Annotated in this window: 11 protein-coding genes; 4 read left to right on the top strand and 7 right to left on the bottom strand. The window is 43.2% G+C overall.

From position 1 onward, the window contains the following. Nucleotides 1-9 precede the first annotated feature (9 nt). Both B7P33_RS00195 and B7P33_RS00190 read right to left on the bottom strand, forming a co-directional pair. Nucleotides 10-837 (bottom strand): DUF2490 domain-containing protein, encoded by an 828-nt coding sequence (locus tag B7P33_RS00195; RefSeq protein WP_097439957.1) that lies wholly within the window; start codon nucleotides 835-837, stop codon nucleotides 10-12. A gap of 8 nt (nucleotides 838-845) precedes the next feature. Next, the gene (locus tag B7P33_RS00190) at nucleotides 846-2,783 is read right to left on the bottom strand and encodes a hypothetical protein (protein ID WP_141402354.1); all 1,938 of its coding nucleotides are present in this window, start codon (nucleotides 2,781-2,783) and stop codon (nucleotides 846-848) included. A 265-nt stretch (nucleotides 2,784-3,048) separates the two neighbouring features. On the opposite strand from B7P33_RS00190, the gene B7P33_RS00185 reads away from it, so the two are divergent. The 3 genes from B7P33_RS00185 (at nucleotide 3,049) to B7P33_RS00175 (ending at nucleotide 6,364) form a co-directional block, all read left to right on the top strand. Continuing rightward, a complete protein-coding gene (locus tag B7P33_RS00185) occupies nucleotides 3,049-5,202 on the top strand; it encodes a TonB-dependent receptor (protein WP_097440726.1) in 2,154 nt (717 codons plus the stop codon). Between the two features lie 242 nt (nucleotides 5,203-5,444). Further along, the gene (locus B7P33_RS00180; protein WP_097439955.1) at nucleotides 5,445-5,903 is read left to right on the top strand and encodes an antitoxin Xre/MbcA/ParS toxin-binding domain-containing protein; all 459 of its coding nucleotides are present in this window, start codon (nucleotides 5,445-5,447) and stop codon (nucleotides 5,901-5,903) included. After that, entirely contained in the window at nucleotides 5,903-6,364 is a 462-nt protein-coding gene (locus tag B7P33_RS00175) for an RES family NAD+ phosphorylase (protein ID WP_097439954.1), read from the top strand. Before B7P33_RS00180 ends, B7P33_RS00175 begins: the two co-directional genes overlap by 1 nt. Nucleotides 6,365-6,566: 202 nt before the next feature. Here B7P33_RS00175 and rsgA read toward each other — a convergent pair whose 3' ends face one another. From rsgA to B7P33_RS00150, 5 genes are all read right to left on the bottom strand, one after another. Further along, nucleotides 6,567-7,634 (bottom strand): ribosome small subunit-dependent GTPase A, encoded by a 1,068-nt coding sequence (gene rsgA / locus B7P33_RS00170; RefSeq protein WP_097439953.1) that lies wholly within the window; start codon nucleotides 7,632-7,634, stop codon nucleotides 6,567-6,569. A gap of 262 nt (nucleotides 7,635-7,896) precedes the next feature. Continuing rightward, the gene (locus B7P33_RS00165; RefSeq protein ID WP_097439952.1) at nucleotides 7,897-8,514 is read right to left on the bottom strand and encodes an FMN-binding negative transcriptional regulator; all 618 of its coding nucleotides are present in this window, start codon (nucleotides 8,512-8,514) and stop codon (nucleotides 7,897-7,899) included. 92 nt (nucleotides 8,515-8,606) lie between these two features. Next, nucleotides 8,607-9,509 (bottom strand): metallophosphoesterase family protein, encoded by a 903-nt coding sequence (locus tag B7P33_RS00160; RefSeq protein WP_097439951.1) that lies wholly within the window; start codon nucleotides 9,507-9,509, stop codon nucleotides 8,607-8,609. 94 nt (nucleotides 9,510-9,603) lie between these two features. After that, complete coding sequence (locus B7P33_RS00155; RefSeq protein ID WP_097439950.1) at nucleotides 9,604-11,322, bottom strand: sodium:solute symporter family protein; 1,719 nt, start codon at nucleotides 11,320-11,322, stop codon at nucleotides 9,604-9,606. Between the two features lie 3 nt (nucleotides 11,323-11,325). After that, nucleotides 11,326-11,574, bottom strand: coding sequence for a DUF4212 domain-containing protein (locus B7P33_RS00150; protein ID WP_097439949.1), 249 nt, complete (start codon nucleotides 11,572-11,574; stop codon nucleotides 11,326-11,328). 229 nt (nucleotides 11,575-11,803) lie between these two features. On the opposite strand from B7P33_RS00150, the gene B7P33_RS00145 reads away from it, so the two are divergent. After that, complete coding sequence (locus tag B7P33_RS00145; protein ID WP_097439948.1) at nucleotides 11,804-13,000, top strand: NAD(P)/FAD-dependent oxidoreductase; 1,197 nt, start codon at nucleotides 11,804-11,806, stop codon at nucleotides 12,998-13,000. Nucleotides 13,001-13,052 lie beyond the last annotated feature (52 nt).

The following is a 13,052-nucleotide window of genomic DNA, read 5'->3' as shown; positions in this document are numbered from 1 at the left end:
ATATACGCACTAATCGGTAAAATGGATTTCGGGCAACTTATTTTTAACCTTACGGAAATCTGGGGAGAAGTACACATGAAAGCGCATGGTCCAGCTTTGTTTAAACACCCCAGGGTTGTACAAGGTTTGTCCTTGGGAGTACATGAGTCCGGCCGCAACCTTTAATCTTGGGTTTAAAATATACCCCAGAGTTGTGGTTACCCGCAGGTCTTCCATTACGCTACCGACAACGGCCTTGCCACTTTGCATGATCAACTCGGCCTCTGGGGAAACATAAAGGGTTCCGGTTTCCAGTTTGTGGTTGTTCAAAGGAATTTTGGCCCGGAACATATAACGCCAGCGATTTCGATAGATATAGTCGCTGTCTTCGGTAAAACCTTTGGTCCAGCGGTGTTCAATTCGGATTCTGTGATAAATCATAGCATTATAAACCGGCTGGGCAAATTGGTACTGATGCCAAATACGCCACTCGGGCACCACGTTTTTATCTTCGGAAAGTTCATTGGTGTTGAAATTGACCCGAAGCACCCCACCTAAGCTGAAGTTGACATATTTAGAATAGATATACCCAATAGCGTGGCGGTTATATACTTGGGCCACTTGACCGATGAATGGGGTAGCGGCTGTTTCTTGAAACCGAAAATGGGTTTGGGCATCCCAAAACAAACGCTTCGATATGCGGATGTTGCCATAAGTGTTGAACCATAATTTGGTAGTTGGTTCCTTAAACTTCGACTCTTTTGGTAGTTCATTATCATCCTGCGCCAGTACTTGGGCAAAACCACATAGAAAAAGCACGAATACGAAGCTGCGTAAAAAATGTTTAAATCGTCGCATAGCTGAAACTATTGGCCTACAGGCTTAAGGTTGAACATATGAAGTACGGCCCGTGGATCTTTTTCCTTTCGGAGTTTACGTTCCATTTTTGCGGTATCGGTTTCCCGAAGATCTGCCATACGTTGGTGCAGTGCCTTAAATAAGGACGGCATAGTAGCGGCTTCTTCACAACTAAGCCCATCTTCTATTTGACCTAATAGGTACGGTATGATTTTGTCTTTATAAGCTGAAACTATCCGCTTTTTTACGGTTTCATCCATGATAGTGGCCGTAAACGGGTTATAGACCGCATCGGTATACTGTGCGCTGATTTGCTGTTGCTTTTCGGGTAATTGGCCTACTTCCATACTCAGCTCGGTCAGACTATGTAAACAATTGACCGTATTTTCCGCTTCGGAAGATTTGTTTTGTGCGTTGGAAATTTGGGCATACGAAGCCAAACTTTGTTCCCCTGTACGCTTAATTTGGTCAAACATATTTTGGTATTCCGGAAGCACCATGCCGAGTGAATCCAAAGCAGTGTTCAATCGATTGGATCGGGCCATCATTTCATCTTCTAACGCCACAATGGATTGCTGTTGCTTTTCCTGGGCCAATATCACATCCAATGCAGTAGCCACATCTTTTACGGCCCCTTGGGTATATTGGGCCATTTGCAATAGCGCTAGAAAAGATTTCTCGTTAAAGTCATAATCAGCGGCGTTGGGGCCTTGGTATATTCTAGTATCACCAGTATTTGTCGGTATGCTAATTGCGCTGGATGGTTTACCTTGAGGGAAAAGCACACTATGCCATCGGGAGGCTTCCAAATTATCTACGATACCCTGCTTCTTATAACTAACCAATTCGGCTAAAGGTTGTATAAACTGTTGCTGTAAAGCCCCTAAAACATCATAGTGGTATTGGGCCGAACTATCGGTTCGTTTTAACAAGTTTAAATGGTTGTCATCCAAATAGTTTTGGGCCAGCTGCGAGCTTATTTCAATACTACCCACTATCGAATCTAGATAGGCCTGTTGCTGGGCTTCCAGTTGAAAATGGGGTGCCTTAACTTGGGGTGTTAATGAAAAATCGTTAGCTCCCATGGCTGCAAATAACCCCTCTATGGTATCACTGTAGGTAAGATAGTTTTTCCACAGGGTAATTGTTTGAGTGTCTGGGGCGGCCATACCTTGTCCGGCATAAAATTTGATCAAGTTTAAAAAGCCGACGTCTAAAGGAATAGCTTCCATTTGATCGTAATTGCCGTCAAATATCGAAACGGGTTCCAGATGGTTGTTTTGTTTTACTTCCCATTGGGTTAATAGTCCGTTAGAGAAATGCCAGTTTTCCAAAGCATTACCGTTGTTGGAATACAAAGTCCAGGTATCGTGTGTATCACCGTTTCTTAAAAAACGACCCAATAGAGTATGGGAGCCGTCTTCCATTCGCATTTGCTGTATGGGCAGGCCTTCTTCAAAAGTAAAAGTGCTAAAAAACAGCGTATCTACGGCTTTGGAGTTTTCGATGCTTTGGTTCGAAAACATCCATTTACCCGAGGCTTTTCCATTTTGTATACCCCCTTTAGCCTCTTGTAGCACACCACTTACATTGATTTGGTATTGGGCCCCGGAAAAACTGGTCATGTTATCGGTTTGGTATTCTCCCAACTGAAAATGCCACGCCCCTTGGGGCTGATCGTTCTCAAATTGCCCTTGTATACTAAAGGAAGTATCACCCTTTTCCAATAGCGCCTCTAAATCGGTGCTTTCTAGTTTGAAGGCTCCCTGCTTTAAGGTGTCGATTCCGGTGATAATATATTGGTATTGGGCTTTGCCGGTATATTCGCCCAGAGTGTACGCCGCATCCTGTTGGGATTTCAGCTGACCGAAGCTAAGAATGGGTATGCCCATACAGAGCACCCATGGGATAAAGCTCCAAAAGCGGAAACTGTAGTTTTTGATCATAGTGTTCTACTTGCACCTGAATAAATGCATTCAAGCTTTACCCTCTTATACGTTACAAATCCTGAAAAAGATGTTGTAAGGGTAATTTTTTGGACTCATAAAATCTAGACGGATTGGAAACTGGATTAATGAAGCGAGGTAACTCCATTTTAGATCGTTCTTAATGGAGATACGATTCAGTCGCCAAATGCTACGGTTCGGTAAGCAACTTTATAAAAAAGAAAGGCTCCGTATCACCTTTGTACCAACAAAAAACGAACCGATCATGAGATTTCTGTATTTCTTATTACTACTTCCCTTTTTTACCCAAGCCCAATCCGAAATATCCGGCACTGTTACCGATACCAAAGGGGTACCTGTTCTTGGGGCCAATGTGTACCTACAGGGCACCTATGATGGTGCTTCTACCGATGAAAATGGGAAATTCCATTTTGAAACCGAGGAAACCGGCACCCAAACCCTAGTAGTTTCCATGCTTTCTTTTGACGAGTATGTGATGGCTGGCGATGTTGGTTATTTTAAAGAAGTTGATGTAAAACTGGTAGAAGCACTAAACACATTAACGGGAGTGACCCTAACGGCCGGTACTTTTGAAGCGGGTGATAATTCTAAGGTGTCTGTTCTAAAACCCTTGGATATCGTAACTACGGCTGGGGCAGCTGGAGACTTTGTGGGGGCTTTACAAACACTACCGGGCACATCGACCGTAAACGAAGACGGACGTTTGTTCGTACGTGGTGGAGAGGCTGGGGAAACCCAAGTATTTATAGATGGCCTCCGGGTTTTCCAACCCTTTGGGGCAACACCGAACAACATACCTACCCGAGGTAGGTTCTCACCCTTTCTATTCAAGGGGATTACTTTTAGTACGGGGGGGTATGCGGCTGAATACGGCCAAGCCCTTTCTTCGGTATTACTCTTGAATACCACCGATTTTCCGGAACAGGAAAAAACCGATATTTCGATCATGTCCGTGGGTGGTGGTATCGGGCATACCGAAATCTGGGGCGAAAATTCACTGAGTGTAAATGCCTCTTACATTAATTTGGCTCCTTATGAATCTTTGATACCCTCGGATCAAGGGGTACGTTGGAACGATCCCGTACAAGCGCTTTCGGGTGAAGCCGTATACCGTAATAAAACTGATAAAGGCATGTTGAAAGTCTATGGAGGCTATAGTTTTTCGGATCTTGATATTGCCCAAGAAGACATCAATTTTGACGAATACGTAAACTTTGCCTTGAAGAACAATAATATGTATCTCAATACCAATTACCGGCATTTTTTTGAAAACGATTGGTCTTTATTTACGGGGGGGAGTATCTCTTATGACCGTAACCGAATTGGTTTGGATACCGGCAAAGTCAATGCCGAAGAAAAGGGGTTACATGTAAAATCTCGTATAAAGAAGTCATTTTCGAACCGCTTCAGTATTAGTTCTGGTGTAGAATATTTTATCACGGACTACCAAGATCGATTTACAGACACCGAAAACAATCGTTTCGAATCGGGATATACCGATAATATCGGCGCTTTTTTTGCGGAAACCGATATCTTTTTTAACAACGATTTTGCCCTAAAGGCAGGGGCAAGGGTAGGGTATTCCTCTTTGCTCAAAGAAACACAGTTCTCACCACGACTATCGTTAGCACACACTATTGGCGGACACGGGCAGGTATCCCTGGCCTATGGTGGCTACTGGCAAGCTCCTTTGCGCGATTATCTGAAGTATGATTCCGGGTTGACGACCGAAAAAACGCGACATTTTATCTTGAACTACCAATACCTGAACAAAGGCAAGACTTTTCGGGCCGAAACCTATTATAAAGCCTATAGGGATTTGGTAAAATACGATACCGACCTACCCATGTTTAATTCGGATTTTTCGAATTCCGGGGATGGCTATGCCACCGGACTGGATCTATTCTGGCGCGATAATAACGGCATTAAAAACCTAGATTATTGGGCCTCCTATTCCTACTTGGATACCAAACGCGATTACCGAAATTTTGAGAGCGAGGCCGTACCTTCTTTCGCGCCGAAACATAACCTCTCTTTGGTGGGTAAGTACTTTGTTAGCAAATGGCGTTCGCAGATCGGACTATCGTATTCCTTTGCTTCCGGCCGTACCTATGACAATCCGAATTCGGATGGATTTATGGTAGATAAGACCAAGGCCTATAACAATCTGAGTGTGAATTGGGCCTATCTGTTATCGCAGCAGAAAATCTTGTATTTCTCTATCAGTAATGTGGCTGGGTTTAACAACGTTAATGGCTACCAATATGCCAATGAACCCAATATGATGGGAACTTTCGACCGTTTGGCTATTCGCCCTGCGGCCGATACCTTCTTTTTCGTAGGCTTCTTCTGGACGATTAGTAAGGACAAAAGCTCGAATCAGTTGGATAATTTGTAGAAAACAGCTTATCCGATAGCGTATCCCTGTAGCATGTGTATTGATAAAATTAGCTGTTAAATACTTAGGCTTCTTTCAGATTTCCCCTCTCCCTCGGGGAGAGGGGCTAGGGGTGAGGGCAGCTAAATTGATATGTTTGTTCATATAGACGGTTTTGTAAGTATTTGGTTAAAAGAAGGTAAGACCGTTTAATTCATAGTTAAATTGTATATTTACAATAAGATAATTGTAATTTTACGTTTATGGATATTGCTGAAGAACAAAAAAGAAGTAGGTCTCGTAAGCAGTATGGTAAATATTCGCCTTCTTGGGTAGTGAGTAACCATGCGAATGCTTCAGGCGCTACCATGGAGTTGCTTGGTCGCATAAGATCAGGTGTTCGTAAGTCTGAATGGAAAGCACTTATCCAATATACCGAATCTACCGAAAAAGAATTTGAACACATATTACCAGCCTCGATCAGTAGTATGCATAAAAAGGAGGTGTATGGTAAGGAGACCTCTGAGCGTATTTATGAATTAGCACGACTTTTTGGTATGGGATATGAAGTTTTTGACAGCAAAGCCGATTTTAAGAATTGGCTTAAAACACCGCTACGTACACTTGGTGGTAACCCGCCCTTTGATCTACTCGATAGCAGTCTAGGGTTTGAAATGGTGCAAAACGAAATTGGTAGGATAAAGTACAATGTGTACGGATAATGGTCGTTTACCGGATTACGAATGCAAAATATAAGGAAGCCATTCTTTCAGGAGTTGGTGCGGAGTTATATGGTGGCCGGTGGAATATGACCGGTACACGAGCGGTGTATTGTTCCCAACATGTTTCCCTGGCCTTGTTGGAGTATTATATCCATGCGGAGAATATCGCACTTCTTCCGAAAGAGATATTGGTAGCCGAAATTGTTATTCCTGATAATTTGAACATTCACAAGCTGCAAGTATTGCCCAAACAATGGAACACTTATCCGTATTCCCCGAACAGTGCAAGGGTTTTTACGGAAATGGTAGTCCATGATGCTATTTTGGGGCTGCAGGTGCCCTCGGCCATAGTTGGGCTTGAATCCAATATCATATTGAATCCATTGCATAAAGACTTTGGAAAAGTCTCGGTCAAAGCATTTCACAACCTGCCCATTGATCCAAGGCCACGGGAAAAATAAGTGTAAACTAAAAAGTTGACAAACATAACCCAATTGATTGTTCCATTGTCAAATCTATGGGGTCGGTAATTATATGTTGGCCAAAATTCCCATGCTCTTTCATCTATTAAAAATAGTTTTGATAAAAGTGATATTTAACTATACTAAAGAAGGAAACCCGCGGATGTGTGCGGGTTTCTCCCTTTAGTATTCATAGGAAAAGCTACTGTTTTTTCCTTTTGTTAACACGAATTAATCGCGATAAATCTTTTTCCTTACGCTTTCGTTCTAAGGTTGTCGCGGCATAGAAATCTACTTCTTTAAATAGTTTCAGATAATTCGAATAACGCTCTTGGGAAAGATTCCCATTGGCTAAGGCCGTTAGAACCCCACAATCCACTTCATGAATATGGGTACAATTGGAAAACCGACACTGTTTGGCAAAATCTTGGATGTCATCAAAAGTGTTATCCAATCCTGCGATTTCATTACTCATGCCTAACTCGCGTTTACCGGGGTTGTCGATTAGTATGGCCCCTTGGTCCAAAATATGTAATTGCCTATGGGTAGTCTTATGTTTCCCACGATCACTGGCAGAGCCAATTTCTTGGGTTTCCATTTTCTTACTACCCAATAACAGATTGGTCAAACTAGACTTACCTACCCCTGAAGAACCTAACAGACAATAAGTTTTTCCTTTTTCCAAATGTTGTTTAAAATCCCTTAGACCCGCATTGGTTTTACAGCTTAAGGCAAAAATTGGGGTTTTTGGGAATCTATGCTTTAAAAGGTCTAACTGGACATGTAAGTGTTCCGTTTCCCAAAGGTCGGTTTTGTTCAAAAGTATCATAGGGCTAACCTGGGCATTATGGCAAAGCGCCAAATAACGCTCGATTCGATTATGATTCAAGTCACGGTTACATGACTGAACGATAATACCGTTATCAACATTGGCGGCAATGGGTTGTTGTTCGTTCAGGCTTCCGGATGCTTTCCGTTTTAAAAGTTGCTTTCTCGGTAAAACAAAATGAATGAGTACTTGGCCAGGCTCAAATTCTTGAACGATTACCCAATCGCCCACTTGTGGTAATGCCAATTTTGAGGTGGCGCTAAACCTCAAATTACCTAATAGTTCAGCGCTTTCTTCCCCTTGGGGAGATAAACATTGGTAGCGTTCGCGGTGTTGAATGCTAATACGGGCCAACTTAAAACCAACTTGTTCAAGTAACGGATGATTATAATTATGGTTATGCGGTAATCCTAGTGTTTTATAATGGATGGAAGTATGCATTTTTCTGGTATAAATGAATGATATCCGACCCTATTTTTGATCAGATAATAGAAAATATGAAGGGAACCCCAAAAGGGGGCAAACGGGAAGGCGGTAAATCGGAATATTGGATTTACCCTTTATACCAGCGCTAAGCTGTTGCAGTAAATAGCGTTTTGTTGCATAAGAAACAAAGGTAGCTAATTAATTGGTAATTCCCGTGTTATTCGTAATGGTGCCAATTCTTAGCAGGGCATAAGCCAACATAATGACCTTTGGTTAATTAATCAATTTTTACCCGAGAATCCATCGCATCCGCTATGCCTTGGCTACCGGAATCATCAAGTTTTCTTAGTTCATCAACAATGGTTTCTTGTTCCGATGTAGAACGGGTTTGGGAGAGCTTGGTGGCCCCGTAACATTTTTCAATTTTAATCTTAAAACCCACTACACCTCGAATTTGTTTTAAGGTTTTGGGCGACATTTTCTCAAGATCGACCGGATGCTGGGCTATGGCTTCGTATTTGTTTACCATGGTCACCATATGTTCCATGAGTTCCGTTTCGTCCATAAGTATAAGCTGCCCTTGTATATGGGCGGCGATATAGTTCCAGGTGGGCACTTCTTCGCTTTCGTACCACGAAGAGGAAACATAGCTGTGCGGTCCTTGGAAAATAGCCAAGACCTCGGGTTGCTTTTTAAAATCTTGCCATTGGGCATTGGCTTTGGCGATATGCCCTACCAAATAATCGATCCCGTTTTCGGTGTACCATTCCAGCGGTATGTGTGTGGCCATAGGAAAACGATTGCCCTTACTGACCAAAATGCCAAAACTATGGCCCTGTACGAAAGCCCGAATTCGTGCGGGGTCGGTTTCTTGATAGGCAGGTGGAATGTACATTGATAGTGGGTTAGTGGGTTAGTGAGATGGTTCGTTAGGTCATCGTTTCAAAAGTACCTTAACAAATGATCTGATTACAGCTTAGGAATCGACTATAATTTTACGGTTCCTACCCGTTTGTAACCCAAGACTTCAATTTTATGGTCATGGGCCGTAACGATAGAGAAACTGTTGTTCTCCATTCCCGAATAATCGACCATGGCCAATTGCGTAAGGTAATGGATACCGTTAATGGTCTCCTGTCGTTCTTCGTGTACATGCCCTTGGAAAACGGCTTTAACGTTTCCGTGGGTTTCCAATAACCCTTGTACGGTTTTATATTGGTGTACCTTATAGTTGGCCGTTCCCCTTTGAAAATCGAATAAAGGATGATGGCAGAACACCAAAGTAGGTCCCGTATGGGTTTTTAGGTCATTGGCCAGCCAGGCCATTTCTTTTTCTGGAATGTTCGGGTCTTGCCAGTCGGCCCCTTCTTTGTAGAATTGATCTTGGCCATCGGCATGGTAATTGGCATCGAGCACGATAATATGCCAGCCTTTTACATCAAAAGAATAATAACTTTTGTCTTTGGCGATACCGGTATTTTCAACATGGTCCAAAAACTGTTGTTTGGTTATGCTGTCTACATCGTGGTTGCCCAAACAATGGTAACGAGCCCCGTCGAATTTACCGTAAACGGCTTCCATTTCCTTGAGGTAACGCAAGGTGTCGGCTTCTTTCTGTTGGGGGTCTTCATCTTTAAAATCGCCCATATGGATCACGAAATCTACCTGTTCTTCATTCATCACCTCAGAAAACTCGGCCATTTTTTCAAGCGATTGGCGGTAATAGCGCGTATTGTTGGGTTCTCGATCGGCATAGTGGCTGTCGGTAACCAAGCCAAAACGTAAAGGTTGTTTCCGGGGTATTGAGGGCATACCACTTACGGCAGCCATCGAGCCCAGGGCCGTGGTGGTAATAAATGTTCTTCGGTCTATCGCAAATTTCTTTTCCATACCCCAAAGTTACACAGATACATTGATAGATGGGACCAATGAATTAACTTAAACAATAAACAATAAACAATTCTCAATCATCAATCATCAATCATCAATGTCCAACCGCTTCTTTGGCCCCGGCCGGAATACGGATATCTTCTACCAGTTCTTGTACCGCCGACGATGGGGCAGGAGTAAGGTAGCTAATACTGAGGGATACCGCAAAATTGACCAGCATACCCACGGTACCAAAACCTTCGGGCGAGATACCGAACCACCAATCTTCTTGGGCGTTACTACCCAATACCGAGGGCACCCATTCGAAACCGGTGATTCCGGATAGTTTAAATTTTAGGATGTAGATCATCGTAATCCCCAAACCGGCCACCATACCTGCTATGGCGCCTTCTTTGTTCATCCGTTTCGAGAAAATACCCATAACTATGGCCGGAAAGAAACTCGCGGCGGCATAACCAAAGGCAATGGCCACCACAGAAGCCACGAAACCGGGCGGGTTAATGCCAAAATAACCTGCTACACAAACGGCTACGAAAGCCGATAGGCGTGCGGCCATAAGTTCTTTTTTCTCGGAAAGCTCCGGATTAATCATTTTTTTGATCACATCATGCGATACGGCCGAAGAAATAACCAATAACAGACCGGCGGCCGTAGAAAGGGCGGCGGCTAGGCCACCAGCCGCTACCAAGGCGATTACCCAATTGGGCAATCGGGCAATTTCCGGATTGGCCAAGGTAATGATATCGCGGTCTACCGTTAACTCATTTTTAGCGGCATCGCCCACATATTGGATCTTGCCATCCCCGTTTTTGTCGGTAAAAGACAATAACCCCGTCTGTTCCCATTTGTTGAACCATTCCGGCATATTTTCTCGTTCTTGATCGCTTACGGTTTCAATGAGATTCATACGGGCAAAAACCGATATGGCTGGGGCCGTGGTATAAAGAATGGCGATAAAAATCAAAGCATATAAGCCAGATTTACGGGCATCGCGAACTTTGGGAACCGTAAAAAAGCGTACGATAACATGGGGTAGCCCTGCCGTACCCAACATAAGGGCAGCGGTAATCATAAAAACATCCATGGTAGATTTGCTGCCATCGGTATAGGCATTGAATCCGAGGTCTACCAGAACACTATCCAGTTTTTCGAGTATATAAGTGCCATCACTCAGACTTCCGCCCATACCCAATTGCGGAATGGGATTACCCGTCATTTGAAAGGAGATAAAGAAGGCTGGCACCATAAAAGCAAAAATCAACACACAATATTGGGCCACTTGCGTATAGGTAATACCTTTCATGCCACCTAAAATGGCATAAAACAAAACGATGACCATACCAATGACCACACCCCATTCAACCGAAACCTCCAAAAATCGTGAGAAGACGACCCCGACACCGCGCATTTGTCCGGCCACATAGGTAAACGATACCACAAGGGCACAGAACACGGCCACCCCACGGGCTATGTTCGAATAATAACGATCCCCTATAAAATCGGGAACGGTAAACTTGCCGAACTTTCTAAGATAGGGGGCAAGTAACAAGGCCAATAACACATAACCGCCGGTCCACCCCATTAGATAGACCGAGCCATCGTAGCCCATAAAAGAGATGAGTCCCGCCATAGAGATAAAGGAGGCGGCCGACATCCAATCGGCAGCAGTGGCCATACCATTGGCCAATGGGGAAACTCCGCCTCCGGCCACATAAAAATCTTTGGTAGATCCGGCCCGGGCCCAAATAGCGATTCCGATATAGATACTAAAAGTAACGATGACCAAGATAATGGTCCAGGTAAAAACACTCATAGGTTAGTCGTTGAGTTGATATTTATTATCCAAGCGGTTCATTAGGTACACATATACCCCGATCAATACGATAAAAACATAGATAGATCCTTGTTGGGCGAACCAAAAGCCCAGTTTGAAACCGCCAAGACGGATTTGATTTAATTCTTCCACCCAAAGTATTCCGAATCCGTAAGAGACCAAAAACCAAATACTGAGTAAAATGCCCAGATATTTGAGGTTGGTACGCCAGTATTTTTTATGGTTTTGCATGGCTTGTAAAAATTTGATGGGTAATAAACCCTCCTAATATACTATTTCCCAGCATATAGCGCAGGACTTTTAGCCGTATGCAAAAAAATTACAGCGGAAATTTTTGAAATATGATATTTATCATAGAGCGTAACTTTCTGATATTCTTTTTGTTATGTAACAGCTGTTACAGATATTAAGGTAAGTATAAAGTACTTTTATATCTGTTAACCAGAATATCCATTATCACATGAAAACAGTTGTAATAGGAGGTAATTTTGCTGGAATGACAGCTGCCCTCGAAATAAAAAGAAAAGACAAGAGCCACGAAGTGGTTATGATAGACAAATCGCCTTTGTTCCTGTTTATCCCCTCATTGATCTGGGTGCCATTTGGCCGAAGGGAAGTAAAGGATATCTCCTTTAGAAAGGATGCTATTTTAGAGAAGAAAGGGGTAAAGTTTATTCATGCCGAGGCGTTGAAGGTCGATACCGATAAAAATGTGGTTGAGACCAATAAAGGTCCGGTTGCTTATGACCATTTGGTGGTGGCTACTGGTCCAAAGGTTAAGTACGATGTGGCTCCTGGTGTGGCTGAACATGCCCATTATATTGGTACTCCCAATGGGGCTATGAAGACCCGTAAGGCTTTGGAAGAATTTAAAAAGAATCCTGGGCCGATTGTTATTGGGGCTACCCAAAATGCCGGGTGTATGGGGGCCGCTTATGAATTTTTATTTAACACTGAAAAGTGGCTACGCGAACAGAAAATCCGTAAAAAAGTAGATTTGTACTGGGTAACCCCGGAAACATACTTGGGGCATTTCGGTATCGATGGTATGACCGGTGGGGAGACCATGCTGAAGACCTTTATGAAAATGTTCAATATTCATTTTCGTACGGAAGTCGGAGTTGAAGAGGTAACATCGGATAGTGTAAAACTAAGTAATGGCGAAGTGCTCGAAAGTAGGTTTACCATGTTGATGCCACCTTTTATAGGAGTAGATTTCGTTCAGAATTCTCCAGGGTTACAAGCTACACCGGCCGGATATATTCCCGTAGGCGACGATTATAGACATGTATCCATACCCAATGTTTGGGCTGCTGGTATAGCCGTAGAGGTAAAATTACCCTTCTCTCCCGGAAAAGTGCCCTTCTCGGCCCCAAAGACCGGTTACCCGTCTGATGAGACCGGTAAAATAGCTGCAGAGAATATTATAAGGGTATCTAAAGGGCAAGAAAAACTTAAGAAAAAAGCTTGGGGTAAGATTCCCGGACTCTGTATAATGGATGCCGGTAAAAAGGAAGTGATTATTGTAAGTGACAACCTTTTTAAACCTAGGAATTTTGCCATCATGTTACCGAATGTTATTTATGATTTCAACAAAGTACTATTTGAAAAATACTTCTTATGGAAAACCCGTAATGGTTATTCCCAGTTACCTTAGTAGCTGGTATAGGTTGATGACGAAAGAGGCCGCCCAAGTTTGGGCGGCCTCT

The sequence above is a fragment of the Sediminicola luteus genome (assembly GCF_002514735.1).
GTDB lineage: Bacteria > Bacteroidota > Bacteroidia > Flavobacteriales > Flavobacteriaceae > HQA918.
This window is presented reverse-complemented; position numbering and strand designations above follow the sequence as displayed.